Consider the following 16920-nt stretch of genomic DNA (forward strand, 5'->3'; position numbering starts at 1 on the left):
CGTCAATGCTCCGCCGCGGCCATCGATTCGGCGCGGATTTCTTCTGTCAGACGCGCCTTGATTTCCATGAACTCCGGCGAGGTCTTGATGGTGTAGCTGCGCGGGTGCGGAAAGTCGACCGCGATCTCGGTCTTGATGCGACCGGGGCGCGCGCTGAACACCGCCACGCGGTTGGCCATGAAGATGGCCTCGTCGATGTCGTGCGTGACGAACAGCACCGTCTTCTGCGCCGATTCCCAGATGCCCAGCAGCAGCTCCTGCATGAGCACGCGGGTCTGGTTGTCGAGCGCGCCGAAAGGCTCGTCGAGCAGCAGCATCTTGGGGTCGTTGGCGAGAGCGCGCGCGATCGCCGTGCGCTGCTGCATGCCGCCCGAGAGCTGCTTCGGAAAGTGGTTCTCGAAGCCGCGCAGGCCGACCTTGGCGATGAAGAACTCGCTGCGCTCCTTCTGGTTGGCCTCGCTCATACCGCGCTCGCGCAGGCCGAAGCGGATGTTCTGCGCCACCGTGAGCCACGGGAAGAGCGTGTAGCTCTGGAACACCACGCCGCGGTCGGCGCCCGGGCCCTCGATGCGCTCGCCGTCGAGCAGCACCTGGCCGGTGGTCGGAAAGTCGAGCCCCGCCACGATGCGCAGCAGCGTCGACTTGCCGCAGCCCGAGGGGCCGAGGATGGTGACGAAGTCGTTCTCCTTCACCTCGAAGTCGATCGGCTGCAGCGCCTGCGTGCGCTGGCCCTTGGTGCCGGTGAAGACGCGCGAGACGCCCTGGATGGAAAGTTGGTTCTGCGACATCACAGTGCTGCCCAGGCGAAGAGACGGCGGTTGATTGCCTTGAAGGCGAAGTCGGAAAGCAGGCCGATTACGCCGATCACGATGATCCCGAAGATGATCTGGCCGGTGTTCAGCAGCGCCTGGCTGTCGGTGATCATGTGGCCGATGCCCGAGGAGGAGCCGATCAGCTCCGCCACGATCACGTAGGTCCATGCCCAGCCGAGCACGAGGCGCAGCGTTTCGGCGATGCCCGGCGCGGCACCCGGAATGAGCACGCGCGCCACGATGCCGCGGCTGTTGGCGCCCAGCGTGTAGGCGGCCTCCACGAGGTCGCGCCGCGCGCCGCCAACGGTGACGGCCACCATCAGCACGATCTGGAAGAAGGAGCCGATGAAGATCACCAGCAGCTTCTGCATCTCGCCCAGGCCCGCCCACAGGATGAGCAGCGGAATGAAGGCCGAGGCCGGCAGGTAGCGGCAGAAGGAGACGAAGGGTTCGAAGAAGGCCTCCACGGCCTTCCAGGTGCCCATGGCGATGCCCAGCGGCACCGCGAACACGGCCGCCAGCAGGAAGCCGCCGAACACGCGCCACACGGTCATGCCGATGTCGCCGATGAAGCCGTACTCGGTGAAGAGCAGCCAGCCTTCCTTGACCATGGTCGGCGGGCTCGCGAGGAAGGTCGGCGGCACGAAGCCGCCGAGCGTGGCGATGGCCCACACGAGCACGAAGACGACGAAGAACGCGAGCCCCAGCAGCACGCGGGCGCGCGTGCCGATGGGTTCGAGCGGCGCGAGCGCGCGGCGGCGGGCGGGCGCGACGACCGGCGCCGCGGCCCTGGCGGCCTGCTGCGGTGCAGGCGCCGCGACCACTGATGCGGAAGGCATCTGCGCCATGTTCTTACTTGACGAAGCTTGCATCGAAGGTGACCGAGAAGTCCTCGGGCGCCTTGCGGATCACGCCGGCTTCCAGAAGGATGGGCGCGGCCTCCTTCATGAAGCTGGTGAGCTCGCCCGCGAAGAACTTCTGGTTGGCGGCCTTGTCCTGCCAGCGCAGGAAGGCCGCCGACTTGGCGAACTGCTCGCCGCTCTGCTTCACGGCGGAGCCCATGAGTTCGTTGGACTTCTCGGGCTCGGCCTTGATCATGTCGAGCGCGTCGAAGTACGACTTGGTGAGCGCGGCGGCGGCCTTGGCGTTGGCCTTGAGCCAGGTGGGCGCGCAGCCGACGGTGTCCATCACCATCGGGTAGTCGAGGGTGGTGGCCAGGATCTTGCCGGCGGAGGGGTTGGAGCGCACGGTGGAGAGGTACGGCTCGTAGGTCATAGCGGCGTCGTTCTGGCCGGCCACGAAGGCCTGGGCCGAGGCCTGCGGCGACAGCGTGGTGGTCTTCACGTCCTTCAGCGTCATGCCGTTCTTGCTGAGCATCCAGGCCAGGCCAAAGTAGGGGGCGGTGCCGGGGGCGTCGACGCCGATGGTCTTGCCCTTGAGGTCGGAGAACTTGGTGACGTCGCCGCGCACCGCGAGGCCGTCGGCGCCGTAGGACTTGTCCATCTGGAAGATCTGCACGATCGGCACGCCGTTGGCGTTCCAGGCCACGTGCGTCTCGACGGTGGTGGCCGCGCACTGGATGGCGCCGGAGGCCAGCGCGAGGTGGCGGTCCTTCTGCGGAATCATCTTGAGTTCGACGTCAAGCCCGTTCTTCTTGAAGATGCCGGCCTTGTCGGCCAGCGAGAGCGGCGCGAAGCCGGTCCAGCCCGACATGCCGAGCGAGATCTTCGTCACTTCCTGGGCGGCGGCCGTTCCGGCCATGCCCGCTGCACATGCACCTGCTGCAAGCAGCGAAGCGACTTTCACAACTACCGTCTTGACCATGGGTACTCCTGGGTCTGTTCTTGAGGGGAAAAAAGCTCGGCGGCGGGCCCGATGGCCGGGTGACGCACGCCTCGCATTGTTGCCAGGCGCCCCAACTTGTATATACAGGATAACCCGAAAGGTCATTTTTGGTGCACTTCCTTGGGAAATGCACCCATTTGCTGTCTAGACAGGAAAGGACGCAGGACGGCGGCCACCATTGCAAACCTCGTGCCACAGTCATATCTGCGGCGCTGGGGGACAATCGGCGGCCGCCCTCTTTCTCCCCCTTCCCCTCCTTTTCCGACCTCCCCGCCCGCTGCCTGTGTCCTCTCTCGCCCCCCAACCCATCGACATCTCCGGCAGCAGCGCCCCTTCCGACATCCTCCACGAGGTCTTCGGCTATGCGCAGTTCCGGGGGGCCCAGCAGGACATCGTCGATCACGTGGTGGGCGGCGGCGACGCGCTGGTGCTGATGCCCACGGGCGGCGGCAAGTCGCTGTGCTACCAGATCCCGGCCATCGCCCGGCAGCGCGCGGGGCGCGGCGTGGCGATCGTGGTGTCGCCGCTCATCGCGCTGATGCACGACCAGGTGGGCGCGCTGCACGAGGCCGGCGTGAGCGCGGCCTTCCTCAATTCCACGCTCGACTGGGAAGAGACGCAGGACGTGGAGCGCCGCATGCTGCGCGGCGAGATCACGCTGCTGTACGCGGCGCCCGAGCGCGTGAACACGCCGCGCTTCCTGTCGCAGCTCGATTCGCTGAAGGAGCGCGGCAAGCTCTCGCTCTTCGCCATCGACGAGGCGCACTGCGTGAGCCAGTGGGGCCACGACTTCCGCCCCGAGTACCGCGCGCTCACCGTGCTGCACGAGCGCTACGCCGGCGTGCCGCGCATCGCGCTCACGGCCACGGCCGACGCGCTCACGCGCGCCGACATCGTCGAGCGGCTGCAGCTGGAGGACGCGCGCCAGTTCGTCTCCAGCTTCGACCGCCCGAACATCCGCTACACCATCGTCGAGAAGAAGGACGCCACCACGCAGCTGCTGCGCTTCATCGAGCGCGAGCACGAGGGCGACGCCGGCGTGGTCTATTGCCAGTCGCGCAAGCGGGTGGAAGACGTGGCGGTGTCGCTGCGCGACGCGGGCATCAACGCCCTGCCCTATCACGCGGGGCTGGACGCGTCGGTGCGCCAGCAGCACCAGGACCGCTTCCTGCGCGAGGAAGGCATCGTGATGGTCGCGACCATCGCCTTCGGCATGGGCATCGACAAGCCCGACGTGCGCTTCGTCGGCCACCTCGACATGCCCAAGAACATCGAGGGCTACTACCAGGAAACAGGCCGCGCCGGCCGCGACGGCGGACCCGCCGACGCCTGGATGGCCTACGGCCTGCAGGACGTGGTCAACCAGCGTCGCATGATCGACGAGAGCCCCGCCGGCGAAGAGTTCAAGCAGGTGATGCGCGGCAAGCTCGACGCCCTGCTCTCGCTGGCCGAGGCCAGCGACTGCCGGCGCGTGCGCCTGCTGGGCTACTTCGGCGAGAAGAGCACGCCCTGCGGCAACTGCGACAACTGCCTGAACCCGCCGCAGGTGTGGGACGGCACCGATGCCGCGCGCAAGCTGCTGAGCACCATCTACCGCGTGCAGCAGTTGAGCGGCATCAGCTTCGGCGCGGGGCACATCATGGACATCCTGCGCGGCAAGCCGACCGAGAAGGTCAAGCAGTTCGGCCACGAGCGCATCAGCACCTACGGCATCGGCGCCGAGTTCAGCGAGGTGGCGCTGCGCGGCGTGCTGCGCCAGCTGATCGCCACCGGCGCGCTGGCGGTGGACGCGGAAGCCTTCAACACGCTGAAGCTCACCGAAGGCTCGCGCTCGGTGCTCAGGGGCGAGACGCAGGTGACGCTGCGCGAATCGGTGTCGTCACCGGCGGAGCGCAAGCCCCGGCGCGAGAAAACCGCCAAGGGCGCGCCGCCGCCGGCCGCGGCCAAGCTCGACGACATGGGCCGCAAGCGCTTCGACGCGCTGAAAGCCTGGCGCGCCGAGGTCGCGAAGGAGCACAACCTGCCGGCCTACGTGATCTTCCACGACGCCACGCTCGCGGCCATCGCCGAGCGCGCGCCCGCGACGCTCGAGGACCTGCAGGGCATCAGCGGCATCGGCACCAAGAAGCTCGAGGCCTACGGCAGCGAGGTGCTGCGCGTCTGCGAGGCGTTCTGAGGCCGTAGGAAAAAGGCGCGGCCGTGGACACCCGCCAGATGCGCTGCGTGATCGCGATCGCCGAGGCGGGCAGCCTCACGAAGGCGGCCGAGCGGATGGGCCTGGCGCAGCCGGCGCTCACGCAGACGCTGAACCGGCTCGAGCACGAACTCGGCACGCGGCTCTTCACGCGCTCGCGCCGCGGCGCCACGCTCACCGACGCGGGGCTGGCCGTCATCGACGACCTGCGCGCCAGCCTGGCTTACGGCGATGCAGCCACCGAGCGTGCCCGCGCGATCGGTGCCGGCCGCGCGGGCCGGCTGACGATCGGCTTCGTCACGCATGCGGTCTACGAGGTGCTGCCGAACGCGCTGCGCCGGCTGCGCGCCGAACATCCGCAGCTCGACGTGGTGCTGCGCGAGATGAGCAATGCCGAGCAGGTGGCGGCGCTGGAAGGCGGGCGCATCGACATCGCGCTGCTGCACCCGCCGGTGTCGGTCACGGCCCGGGTGCACGAACTGCGGCTGGGCGAGGAGCCGATGATCGCCGCGCTGCCCGCCGCATGGCCGCTTCATGAGGACGGCTGCGTGTCGCTCGCCGACGTCGCACGACACGGCCTGGTGTGGTTCCCGGAACAGCAGATCCCGGCCCTGCGCGCACAGCTGCTGGGCGCGCTGCGCCGCGCCGGCCACGAGACGCGCGTGGTGCAGGACGCCAACCGCACGCTGACGGTGCTGGCCTGCGTGGCCGCGGGGCTGGGCTGGTCGCTGCTGCCGCGCTCGGTGCGCGCGCTGCAGCACGAGGGCGTGCGCTATGCCGAAGTGCGCGACGGCGCGGGGTTGCCGGCCTTCGAGCTGTCGGCGCTGTGGCTGGCGCGCTCGCGGCCGACCTTCGCCGACGCCTTCGCGGCCATGCTGCGCGGCTGACGCGGCCTCAATCCAGCTGGATCCTGTTGTCCTTCGCGACCTTGGTCCACTTGGCGATCTCGGCGCGGCGGAAGCTGTCGAGCTCGGCGGGGCTGGAGCCGATCACCTCGGCGCCAAGCGCTTCGAGCCGGCCGCGCACTTCCGGGTCCTTGAGCGTGGCTGCGAGTTCCTTCGAAAGCCGCTCGGCCACCGGCGCGGGCGTGCCGGCCGGCACGAACACCGCATTCCATTCGTAGACCTCGTAGCCGGGCAGGCCGGCCTCCGCCACGGTGGGCAGCTGGGGCAAGGCGGACGAATGCGTCTTGCCGGTGACGGCCAGCGGGCGCAGCTTGCCGCTCTGGATGAAAGGCAGGCTCGAGGCGATGCTGGCGAAGAACACCGGCACATGCCCCGACATCACGTCGGTGAGCGCGGGGCCGCCGCCCTTGTAGGCCACGTGCGTCATCTGGACGCCTGCCATCGAGGTGAACAGCTCGCCCGCGAGGTGCTGCGCCGAGCCGTTGCCCGACGAGGCGTAGTTGATGCCGCCCGGCTTCGCCCTGGCCTGTGCGATCAGGTCGGCCACGCTCTTCATCGGCGCCGAGGGGTTCACCACCAGCACGTTGGGCACCTTCACCAGCAGCGACACCGGCGAGAGTTCGCGCAGCGTGTCGAAGGGCATCTTGCGCAGCGCCGGGTTCTGCGCGTGGTTGGAAGCGTCGAGCAGCACGGTGTAGCCGTCGGGCGCGCTCTTGGCGACGAGGTCGCCGCCGATGGCACCGCCGGCGCCGCTCCGGTTGTCGATCACCACCGGCTGGCCCAGCTTCGCCGAGAGCTTGGGCGCCACGATGCGCGCCACCGCGTCGACCGTGCCGCCTGGCGGGTAGCTCACGACCAGCCGCACCGGCTTGGACGGCCACGCCTGGGCATGCGCGCCCAGGCTGCCCAGCAGCAGGGCCGCGCCGGCGAGCGCGAGCGGAACGGCGCGCAGCAGTCGCGCGCGAGAGATTTCATTGGTCATCGGTGATGTCTCCTGTCTTGAACTTGAAGAGCCGCGCCGGCGTGTCGACCAGGATGCGGCGGCGCGTGGCGGCGTCGGGTACCCAGTCGGCCAGCGCCGCATGGGCGGTGGCGTAGTCGGCGATTTCGCGGTGTTGCGTGTGCGGCCAGTCGCTGCCCCACACGAGGCGTTCGGGGCCGAAGGCCTTCAGCAGCGCCTGCGCGGCTTCGTGCGCGCGGACATCGGTGGTGGCCGCGGGCCAGTTGCGGTAGGCAGCCGAGAGCTTGACCCAGATGCGCCCGCAGGCGGCGGCGCCGAGCAGCCAGGCAAAGCCTTCATCGTCGGCGGGCGCCGATGCGGGCCGGCCGAAGTGGTCGACGACCAGCGCGCATCCGGCGTCGAGCACGGGCCGCGCCGCCTGCGGGAGGTCTCGCGATTCGCGATGCAGCTCCACGTGCCAGCCCAGCGCACGCACGCGGGCGAAGAGCCGCTGCCAGTCGGGCCACGAGAAGTCGGGCAGCGGCATGCCCACGATGTTGAGGCGGATGCCGACGATGCCGGCCTCGGTCATGGCGCGCAACGTGGCGTCGTCCACCTGCGGGTCGACCACGGCGACGCCGCGCAGGCGCCCCGGGGCGGCGCGCAGCGCATCGATCAGGAAGCTGTTGTCGGTGCCGAGAAAGCTGGGCTGCACCAGCACGCCGTGCGAGACGTCGTGCGCGTCGAGCAGCGCGAGGTACGCGGCCAGCGTGGCGTCGTAGTCGGGCGCATGCCGGCGGGCCGCCGCCAGGGGCAGACCACGCACGAACACGTGGGCGTGGCTGTCGACGGCGGTGATGGCGGCAATGGCGGCGAACGGCACGGCGTTGTCTCTGTCGGATTCGTTGTGCGTCCGCGGGAATGCGGACGTGGGCGAGTATCCGAAGGGCAGCGCCTGCCGGGAACGGGTCTCCCGGTTGTATTTGGATAAGCGCGGCTTATGACGACGACGCTCAGTTCGTCGTCGCGGGCAGCGTGATGGGCACCGGCCGCGTGAGCAGGTCTACGTAGAGCTCGAAGAAGCGCGCGTTGTCGAACTTCTTCACCACCGTCATCTTCTGCAGCGTCGCGCCGGCTGGCTGCGACGAGTAGCCGATGGAACGGCCATTGTCGGCCGCGCCCGGCTTGGCGATCACGTCGACGTAGCGCTCGACGGTCTGCGTGGCGTAGCTCGGATCGATCAGGTAGGCCAGCGTGAGGGTGTCCCAGATGTTCTGCGTGTAGTTCGGGTTGTTCTCGAAGCCGTTCTTGCCGTCGAAGCCGTAGCCGTTGAGCTTCTGGAACACGTCGGTCACGGCCGTGGGCTTGGCCGGGTGGGCGATGCGGTCGTAGATGGGCTTGGTGAGGAACACGGTGTCGGTCACGTCCAGCGGCACCACCACCTGCGGAATGGGCAGGCGCACCACGAACTGCGCGGCATCGGGGTCGAACCACCAGTTGAACTCGGCGGCCTTGGTGGTGTTGCCCGGCACGTCGACGGCGCCGCCCATGTAGATGATCTTCTTGATGAGCGGCACGATCTCGGGGTTCTGCTTCACCGCGAGCGCGATGTTGGTGAGCGGGCCGATGGCCAGGATGGTGATCTCGCCGGGGTTGGCCTTCACGGTGTCGACGATGAAGTCGACCGCGGTCTTGCGCTGCACCACCGTGCGTTTCGCGAAGCCGTCAGGCGAGGGCTTGAGGTCGGCGTCGGTCTTGGGCTCGGGACCGCCCCAGGCGCCGAGGTAGCCGTCGCCGCCGGCACCGGCGGCCATTTCGGCTTCGACGTCGGCATAGGTGTGGTTGAGCGCGTAGTTCGCGCCCGAGTAGACGCCGATGCGGTCACCCACGCCGAGGCGCTCCACCGACATCAATGCATCGGCCACGCCCTGCTTTAGCCACTGGTTGCCCGAGACCACGCTGATGCCCATGACCTGGACCTTGCCGTCGGCCTGCAGCTGGGCGGCCATCACGCCGAGCTGGCCGTCGTCGCTCATGGTGTTGTAGTCGCTGTCGATGATGATCTTCTGCGCGCTGGAACCGCCGCCCGATCCGCCGCCACCACCGCCCCAGCCCGGGCCGAGGCCGATGCCTCCGCCCCCGTTGCCGCCGCCTCCGCAGCCCGCCAACACCGTGATGACGGCGATGAACATCGCCCCGATCCATTTGCGCATCTTCTCTCTCCTGGTACTAGGAAGTTGGTTCTCAGGCCGGGCAAGTCCTGCCCGCCCGAGATACAAACGTTTGCGCAAACCTTTGCGCAAACGTTTAACTCACTCTACGGCGCGAGCGACAGGGGTGGCAAGCGCCAGCGCTAGGGGTTTTCCGCGAGCCCGGAGGAGAGCCGGGGCCAGCTCTCGGGGGAGCCCAGGGCAGTTCAGGCCGGATCGGGCAGGCCGATCAGGCGGTTCTCGCGCAGCGGCGAGCGGCCCGGCAAGTAGGGCTGCTCCGCTTCGGGCCCGGCGGCCTTCTCCAGGCCCTCGACGGCGGTCTTGGTCGAGACGGGGCAGGAGCCCGTGCTGCGCAGCGCGAGCGCCGCAGCGAGCCGCGCCTCGGCCTTGTCGCCGAGCTGGTGGCCGAAGTCGTCGGCCACCGTGCAGCCGGCGGTGGGCGTGAAGCCGTCGCTGTAGTCGCCGTAGCCCTGCTGGTTCACGCCCTTGAACTGGATCGCGAAGTAGGTGGTGCCGCAGTTGTCCTGCGGATAGAAGCCGTAGGGCTTGCCGCAGGTGGTGCCGCCGACCAGGTTGACGGTGACGCCCACGCCGCGCAGGCTGTTGATGACCGATTCGCTTGCCGAGCAGGTGTCGGGACCGGTGAGCACCGTGACGCGCGAAAGGCCGAGCGTGGGCAGTGCCTGGCCGCTGCGGCTGGTGGTGACGAAGGGCGTGAGCGTCTGCGAGGCCGTCAGGTGGAACGGGTTCTTGTCGTTGAAGACCAGCTGTTCGAAGGTCTTGCCGGTCGTCGCCGAGGGCGACGCGATCATGTAGGCCAGCCGGCTCGCGATGAGCAGCTGGCCGCCGCCGTTGTAGCGCATGTCGAGCACGAGGTCCTGGATGCCTGCGCCCTGCTTGAAGGTGTTCACCGCATTGATGAGCAGCGACTCCGACGTGGTGATGTGGTCGTTGAAGAGCAGATAGCCCACGCGGCCGCTGCCGGTGTCGATGACCTGCACGTTCTGCACCGGCGTGCTGGTGATCTTCGCGGCCGTCAGCTGTACCGGCGACTGCGCCACGCCGTTCACCTCGAAGGTGAAGGTGTGCGACTCGCCGACGGCCTTGGGCGACAGGGCGGCGTTGATCGCATTGACGTTGGCAGTGCCGGTGCTGCTGACGACGTTGATGCCGTCGATCGTGAGGATCTTCGCGCCGCGCTGCAGGCCCGCGTTGGTGGCGGGCGAGCCGGGCTCGACGAAGGCGATGCGAATGTCGCGCGGCGGCGAGCTGCGCACCGACGCCGTCTCCATGCCGTAGCCGGCCGAGACGCCGCCCTGCGTGAGCTGGCGGTAGACCTCGGTGTCGTAGGTGAAGTGGAAGCGGTCCTTCGCGCGGCCCGACGCCGTGGTGGCCGTCGTCTTGAGGACGTTGAACCAGGTGACGGGCGTGGCGTAGTCGGCGGCCTTGAGGGTGGTGGGCACCTCGCCGTACCAGAGGTAGGTTTCGTCGATCCAGCCGCGCACCCAGCTCTTCTCGTTGTCGATCGTGCCGCTGCGGTCGGGGTAGGCCGCATTGGTGTCCGGGTTGATGCCGCTGCGCGGCGATGCGCACAGGCCCGCGACGGTGGCCGAGGCGACGATGCCGTCGCCGCCGCTCGGGGTGTTTGTCGGTGGTGTCGTGGTGCCCGGGATCAGGCCGATCGGCAGGCCACCGCCGCCGCCCCCTCCTCCACCGCCTCCGCAGCCCGCCAGAAGGAAAGCGGCAGCGAGCGCCGCGCCGGCGGCAGCCCATGCACCAGGGCGCGGCAGCCGCCGCGCGTCGTCGACCTTGCGAGAACCCACCATGCGCTCCTCCTCGTGCCCGCATCGACGGGCGGATGTTTTCGTTCTGCGCGGCGACGGCCGCCCCGAGCCTTCGGCTTGCTGCCGCCGCCGGTGCTACTGCACGAAGCCCATGCCGCGCGACTCGCGCACTTCGGGCTTGATGCGGTGCTCGGCTTCGAGCTGGTCGAGAAACTCGCTCGCGGAGAACTCCGCCGCGAGGATATCGGTCTGCCGTTTCACTGCCGCGAAATCCCCGGGGCACAGCTGTGCAAGCTGCGCGAGCCGCGAACGCATGGCATTGGTCATGAGTTCGGCGTCGCCCGCGAGCGCCTCGGTGATGAACATGCGCTCGCGCTGCGCGGCGGTGAGCGGCATGAACTTGATCTTGAAGGTGAAGCGCCGCAGCGCCGCCTGGTCGAGCCGGTCGAGCAGGTTGGTGGTGCAGACGAAGACGCCGTTGAAGCGCTCCATGCCCTGCAGCATCTCGTTGACCTCGGTGACTTCGTAGGTGCGCTGCGCGCCGCGGCGGTCCTGCAGGAAGCTGTCGGCCTCGTCGAGCAGCAGCACGGCCTTTTCGGTCTCGGCCTCGCGGAACATGGCGGCCATGTTCTGCTCGGTCTCGCCGACGTACTTGCTCATGAGGTCGCTGGCCTGCTTGACGATCAGCGGACGGCCCACGGCCTTGGCGATGTGTTCCGCCAGCGCGGTCTTGCCGGTGCCAGGGGCGCCGTAGAAGCACAGCGTGCCGTGGCCGCGCGCCTTCAGCGCCTCGACGATGCGCGGGATCTCGAAGCGGGTCTCGACGTTGAGCATGTCGAGGTCGTAGGTGGTGACGCTGCGGCGCTCGCCGCGCGCGGCGTCGGCGGTGCCGAGGGCGAGGTCGGCATTGCGCAGCTGGCGCTCGATGAGCGTTTCCATCGACGCGTCGTCCTCGGTGCGGGCCAGTCCGGCGAAGCGCACCGCCGTACGGATCTGCGCGGGCGTGAGGCCCTTGCGCCCGGCCAGCTTGGCGGTGAAGGCCTCGGACACGACCACGCCTTCGAGCGTCTTCTTCACGAGCTGCTCGCGCGCGCCGGGCGGCGGCGACTTGAGCTCCAGGTGATAGGCGAAGCGGCGACGGAATGCCGGGTCGATCTGCTCGATGCGGTTGGTGACCCACAGCGTGGGCACGGGATTGGCCTCCAGGATCTGGTTGACCCAGGCCTTTCCGCTGACGCTGCCGCTGGTGGGCGCCGGGATCTGCTCGGCGCGCGCCATGAACTGCGCGGCCTCGGTGCTGATGGGCGGGAACACGTCCTCGACCTCGTCGAACAGCAGCGCGGCCTGCGCGCTGCCCTTGAGGAACACCTGCGCGATCTGCAGCGAACGGTAGCGGTCGCGGCCGCTGAGCGAATTGCCGTCGCGGTCGGCGTACTCGACTTCGAAGAGTTCGAGCCCGGCGGCCTGCGCGACCACCTTGGCGAGCTCGGTCTTGCCGGTGCCGGGCGGGCCGTAGAGGAGCACGTTGACGCCCGGCTCCTTGCGCGCGACCGCCGCGCGCAGCAGCCTGACGAGCATCTGCGCGTCTTCCTGCACGAAGGAGAAGTCATGCGGCGTGAGCGCGCTCTTGGCCGAGGGGCGCGTGAACACGGCCATCAGCTCGTTGTGATCGCGGTACTCGCGCATGAGCACCGGCGGCAGCTTCTCGCTGACCTTCATCAGGTCGGCGAGGTCGGTGATGTTGTGCTCGGAGATGAGGTTCTCGACGAGCCCGATGCGCTCGAGCCGCGAGCCCGCGCGCAGCGCCTCGCCCACGTCGCTCGCGTTCACGCCGGCGATGTCGGCGATGGCGGCGTAGGCCTCGGGTGCGTTGTTGACCTTGAACTCGACCAGCAGCGAGCGCAGGTCGCGCTGATAGCGCGCGAGCGTGCCGTAGAGCAGCAGCGCGCGCTCGGCCTTGTTGAGCTGCAGCAGGCCCGCGAGGGCGTCGATGTTCTTCTCGACGAGCGTCGACTGCTTGCGCAACGCGTGCGTGAGCCAGTCGCGCGTGACAGCGAGCACAGATAGCAGGTCCTTGGGCTGGTCCTTCGCGTATTCGTCGAGATAGAAGAAGAGCGTGCCTTCCTCGTACGGTCCGCGCCACACGCCATGGCGCTCCAGCAGCGTGCGGCCGTCGAAGTCTTCCACGCCCTTCCAGGCTTCGTTTCCCGCGCAGCGGCGGCCGAGAAACTCGCGCAGCCGCTGCAGCACGGCAGCGGGCCACACCAGGTGACGGCCCGTAAGCGAAAGCAGGCCGTTGATGTCGCGCCGCACGTTGAAGCGCGGCCCCTGCTTGGCGGCCAGGGTCAGCACGAAGTGCGAGCACATGAGCTCGAGCACCGGTGCTTCCTTGAGTCCAGGCGACGGCAATGCCTGCCCGCGTACCGCAGCAGCCACGACATCGACACCCGCACGCTTGGCCATCAGGCAACCTCCAACGAGGACAATTTCGGACAGACCATAACGCAGACTTTTGGCTTCGGGAAGACCGTGAAAGGGTAAAAACCCTGATGGGTGCGATTCCAGCCACAATGCGCGCCATGGTCGGAATCCAGGAAATCGAGCGCGCCGCGGCGCGCCTGCAAGGTCAGGTGCTCAACACGCCGTGCGTGGAGTCACGCACCCTGTCGGAAATCGTCGGCGCGCAGGTGTTCCTGAAATTCGAGAACCTGCAGTTCACATCCTCGTTCAAGGAACGGGGCGCATGCAACAAGCTGGTGGATCTTTCCGAGAACGGTACACGCGGAGTGATCGCCATGTCTGCCGGCAACCATGCGCAGGGTGTGGCCTATCACGCGCAGCGGCTCGGACTGCGGGCGCTGATCGTGATGCCGCGCTTCACGCCCGGCGTGAAGATCGAACGCACGCGCGGCTTCGGCGCCGAGGTGGTGCTGCACGGCGACACGCTGGAGGCGGCGCGAACCCATGCCTTCGAGCTTGCTCAGCGCGAGGGGCTGACCTTCGTGCATCCCTACGACGACGAGGCGATCATCGCGGGCCAGGGCACGGTGGCGCTGGAGATGCTCGACGCAGTGCCCGATCTCGACGCGCTGGTGGTATCGGTGGGCGGCGGCGGGCTGATCGCCGGCATGGCGGTGGCCGCGCGCGAACGCAAGCCCGACATCGAGATCGTCGGCGTGCAGACGACGCGCTTTCCGGCGATGGTCAATGCGGTGAAGGGCACGCACCACGCGCAGGGCAACAGCACGATCGCCGAGGGTATCGCGGTCGGCACGCCGGGCGTGCTGACGCAGCAGATCATCGCGAGCAAGGTCGACGACCTGCTGCTGGTGGACGAAGGCGACATCGAGCAGGGCGTGCTGATGCTGCTCGAGATCGAGAAGACTCTGGTCGAAGGCGCCGGCGCGGCCGGGCTGGCGGCGCTGATCCGGCATCCGGAGCGCTTCAGGGGCAAGCGCGTGGGGCTGGTTCTGTCCGGGGGCAATATCGATCCGCTGCTGCTCGCGGCGATCATCGAGCGCGGGATGGTCCGGGCCGGGCGGCTGGCCCGGGTGCGTGTCAGCGCGCGCGATGTGCCCGGCTCATTGGCCCGGATCACAGCCACCGTGGCCGAAGCGGGCGCTAACGTCGACGAGGTGCACCATCAGCGCGCCTTCACCATGCTGGCAGCGCAGAACGTCGACGTCGAGTTGGTGCTGCAGACGCGCGGGCGGGCCCACCTGGCCGGCGTGCTGGCCGCGCTGAAGGATGCGGGCTTCGAGGCGGAAGAGCAGCATTGAGGGGCGAGATCAACCCCCGAATGCCCCGTTTGGGGGCTGGCAACCCCCTAGACCGCCTGGAGATGCCCCGCCGGTAAAATGCCAGCAGTTTGTCAATTGCGTATTCGAGGAATTTCCCGATGTCCAATCCCACTCCCGTCGAGCCGAGCCAAGGCGCGGCCGTCGAACACGACGCCGTAGAGTCGGTCGTTCACCTGATGCCGCTGGTGCTTCCCCTGGCCGGCGGCGTGCTGATGCTGCTGCTGGCATCCATCGCCGTCTTCATGGCCTGACGCTGACAGGCGTTAGCGCCTTTGTCTGCGGGCGGTGCGGCCCGCACTGACGCAATCTCCCGAAGCGAAACGTTTTCTCAAACGGACCTCCGTGCCTGAGCTGGCGCGGCGTCCCGTTCGGAAAGACGATTTTTCAACTTAGGAGATTTTCCGATGAACGCACCCACGATGAAGGGCCTCACCATTCAGGCGCCCTCATACGTCAAGAACGCAAAGCTGATTGCCTGGGTGGCCGACATGGCCGCGCTGTGCAAACCCGAAGCCATCCACTGGTGCGATGGGAGCAAGGAAGAGTACGACCGCCTCTGTCAGCAACTGGTGGACGCCGGCACCTTCCGGAAGCTCAATCCGGCCAAGCGCCCCAACTCCTTCCTCGCGGTGTCCGACCCGAGCGACGTCGCGCGCGTGGAAGATCGCACGTACATCTGCTCCGAGCAGAAGGAAAACGCCGGCCCAACCAACAACTGGATGGCCCCTGCCGAAATGCGCGCGACCCTGCAGCCGCTGTTCGACGGCTGCATGAAGGGCCGCACGATGTACGTCGTGCCGTTCAGCATGGGCCCGTTGGGCTCGCCGATCGCGCACATCGGCATCGAGCTTTCCGACTCGCCCTACGTGGCGGTCAACATGCGCATCATGACCCGCATGGGCAAGGCCGTTTACGAGGTGCTGGGCGCCGACGGCGAGTTCGTGCCCTGCGTGCACACCGTGGGCGCGCCGCTCGAGGCTGGCCAGAAGGACGTGGCCTGGCCCTGCAACAAGACCAAGTACATCGTCCACTATCCTGAGACGCGCCAGATCTGGAGCTATGGCTCGGGCTACGGCGGCAACGCGCTGCTGGGCAAGAAGTGCTTCGCGCTGCGCATCGCCTCCAACATGGGCCGCGACGAAGGCTGGCTGGCCGAGCACATGCTGATCCTGGGCGTGACGAACCCCGAGGGCAAGAAGTACCACGTGGCCGCCGCTTTCCCTAGCGCCTGCGGCAAGACCAACTTCTCGATGCTGGTGCCGCCGGCAGGTTTCGAAGGCTGGAAGGTCACGACCATCGGCGACGACATCGCCTGGATCAAGCCGGGCAAGGACGGCCGCCTGTACGCCATCAACCCCGAGGCGGGCTACTTCGGCGTGGCGCCCGGCACCAACATGCTGACCAACCCGAACTGCATGGACAGCCTGCATCACGACGTGATCTTCACGAACGTCGCGCTCACCGATGACGGCGACGTCTGGTGGGAAGGCATGGAGCAAGACACCAAGACGCTGCCCGAGCACCTGACCGACTGGCAGGGCAAGGACTGGACGCCGCAGATCGCCAAGGAAACCGGCGCCAAGGCCGCGCACCCGAACTCGCGCTTCACCGTGGCTGCGACGAACAACCCGGCGCTCGACGATGCCTGGGACGATCCGAAGGGCGTGGCCATCGACGCGTTCATCTTCGGCGGCCGTCGTTCGACCACCGTTCCGCTGGTGACCGAAGCCCGCAACTGGGTCGAAGGCGTCTACATGGCCGCGACCATGGGCTCGGAAACCACCGCGGCTGCGGCTGGCCAGCAAGGCGTGGTACGGCGCGACCCGTTCGCGATGCTGCCGTTCATGGGCTACAACATGAGCGACTACTTCCAGCACTGGCTCAACCTGGGCAAGAAGCTGGAGGCCGCTGGCGCCAAGCTCCCGAAGATCTACACGACCAACTGGTTCCGCAAGGGCGCTGACGGCAAGTTCGTCTGGCCTGGCTATGGCGAGAACATGCGCGTGCTGAAGTGGATGATCGATCGCGTCGAAGGCAACAAGACCGAAGGCGTAGATCACATCACCGGTGTGAGCCCGCGCTATGAAGACCTGAACTGGACGGGCCTGAATTTCAGCGCCGAGCAATTCGCCACGGTCACCAGCATCGACAAAGCGGCTTGGGAAGCTGAATTGAAGCTGCATGCGGAGCTGTTCAAGCAGCTCGAGCATCATCTGCCAAAGGAACTGCCGGAGACGAAGGCTGCGATTGAGCAGCGTCTGGCCGCCTGATAGCCGACTGCTTCAAAGTAAAAGCCCGATGGAGTTTCCATCGGGCTTTTTTATTTCCACTCAGAACGTACTCGAACTGAATCAATTAGCTGAAGATCTTTTGTTGGATCTAGTAGCCGCAGGCGGAGCCGAGATGAACAGTTCAGGCTTGCACAATCTC

The 16920-nt window shown here is 67.8% G+C and carries 13 protein-coding genes; 5 read left to right on the plus strand and 8 right to left on the minus strand.

Going from position 1 to position 16920, the window contains the following annotated elements:
* Nucleotides 1-2: 2 nt before the first annotated feature.
* From EJP69_RS22160 to EJP69_RS22170, 3 genes are read right to left on the minus strand one after another with little or no spacing between them, the layout of a single operon-like run.
* A complete protein-coding gene (locus EJP69_RS22160; RefSeq protein ID WP_126472507.1) occupies nt 3-788 on the minus strand; it encodes an ABC transporter ATP-binding protein in 786 nt (261 codons plus the stop codon).
* Nucleotides 788-1684 carry an ABC transporter permease gene (locus tag EJP69_RS22165; protein WP_126472508.1) on the minus strand — a complete coding sequence of 299 codons (897 nt, stop codon included), beginning with the start codon at nt 1682-1684 and terminating at the stop codon, nt 788-790. Before EJP69_RS22165 ends, EJP69_RS22160 begins: the two co-directional genes overlap by 1 nt.
* On the minus strand, nt 1665-2636 hold the full coding sequence (locus EJP69_RS22170) for an ABC transporter substrate-binding protein (RefSeq protein WP_126472509.1): 972 nt from the start codon (nt 2634-2636) through the stop codon (nt 1665-1667). Before EJP69_RS22170 ends, EJP69_RS22165 begins: the two co-directional genes overlap by 20 nt.
* A 304-nt stretch (nt 2637-2940) precedes the next feature.
* Here EJP69_RS22170 and recQ point away from each other — a divergent pair, with 304 nt between their 5' ends.
* Nucleotides 2941-4833, plus strand: coding sequence for a DNA helicase RecQ (gene recQ / locus EJP69_RS22175; protein ID WP_093307465.1), 1893 nt, complete (start codon nt 2941-2943; stop codon nt 4831-4833).
* Between the two features lie 23 nt (nt 4834-4856).
* Nucleotides 4857-5738 (plus strand): LysR family transcriptional regulator, encoded by an 882-nt coding sequence (locus tag EJP69_RS22180; RefSeq protein ID WP_126472510.1) that lies wholly within the window; start codon nt 4857-4859, stop codon nt 5736-5738.
* A gap of 7 nt (nt 5739-5745) precedes the next feature.
* Here the strand turns inward: EJP69_RS22180 and EJP69_RS22185 are convergent, their stop codons facing one another.
* The 5 genes from EJP69_RS22185 to EJP69_RS22205 all read right to left on the minus strand — a co-directional run bounded on the left by EJP69_RS22185 (nt 5746) and on the right by EJP69_RS22205 (nt 13153).
* Nucleotides 5746-6738, minus strand: a complete 993-nt coding sequence (locus EJP69_RS22185) for a tripartite tricarboxylate transporter substrate binding protein (protein ID WP_126472511.1) — start codon at nt 6736-6738, stop codon at nt 5746-5748.
* Nucleotides 6728-7579 carry an amidohydrolase family protein gene (locus tag EJP69_RS22190; RefSeq protein ID WP_170217206.1) on the minus strand — a complete coding sequence of 284 codons (852 nt, stop codon included), beginning with the start codon at nt 7577-7579 and terminating at the stop codon, nt 6728-6730. Before EJP69_RS22190 ends, EJP69_RS22185 begins: the two co-directional genes overlap by 11 nt.
* A gap of 130 nt (nt 7580-7709) precedes the next feature.
* The gene (locus tag EJP69_RS22195; protein WP_126472513.1) at nt 7710-8909 is read right to left on the minus strand and encodes a nucleoside hydrolase; all 1200 of its coding nucleotides are present in this window, start codon (nt 8907-8909) and stop codon (nt 7710-7712) included.
* Between the two features lie 203 nt (nt 8910-9112).
* Nucleotides 9113-10732 carry a S41 family peptidase gene (locus tag EJP69_RS22200; protein ID WP_126472514.1) on the minus strand — a complete coding sequence of 540 codons (1620 nt, stop codon included), beginning with the start codon at nt 10730-10732 and terminating at the stop codon, nt 9113-9115.
* A gap of 93 nt (nt 10733-10825) precedes the next feature.
* Nucleotides 10826-13153 carry an ATP-binding protein gene (locus EJP69_RS22205; RefSeq protein ID WP_093206725.1) on the minus strand — a complete coding sequence of 776 codons (2328 nt, stop codon included), beginning with the start codon at nt 13151-13153 and terminating at the stop codon, nt 10826-10828.
* Between the two features lie 116 nt (nt 13154-13269).
* On the opposite strand from EJP69_RS22205, the gene EJP69_RS22210 reads away from it, so the two are divergent.
* The 3 genes from EJP69_RS22210 (at nt 13270) to EJP69_RS22215 (ending at nt 16760) form a co-directional block, all read left to right on the plus strand.
* The gene (locus EJP69_RS22210) at nt 13270-14469 is read left to right on the plus strand and encodes a threonine ammonia-lyase (RefSeq protein WP_170217207.1); all 1200 of its coding nucleotides are present in this window, start codon (nt 13270-13272) and stop codon (nt 14467-14469) included.
* 119 nt (nt 14470-14588) lie between these two features.
* Nucleotides 14589-14741 carry a hypothetical protein gene (locus EJP69_RS29545; RefSeq protein WP_170217208.1) on the plus strand — a complete coding sequence of 51 codons (153 nt, stop codon included), beginning with the start codon at nt 14589-14591 and terminating at the stop codon, nt 14739-14741.
* A gap of 153 nt (nt 14742-14894) precedes the next feature.
* Nucleotides 14895-16760, plus strand: coding sequence for a phosphoenolpyruvate carboxykinase (GTP) (locus EJP69_RS22215; protein ID WP_126472516.1), 1866 nt, complete (start codon nt 14895-14897; stop codon nt 16758-16760).
* Nucleotides 16761-16920 lie beyond the last annotated feature (160 nt).

The sequence above is a fragment of the Variovorax gossypii genome (assembly GCF_003965815.1).
GTDB lineage: Bacteria > Pseudomonadota > Gammaproteobacteria > Burkholderiales > Burkholderiaceae_C > Variovorax > Variovorax gossypii.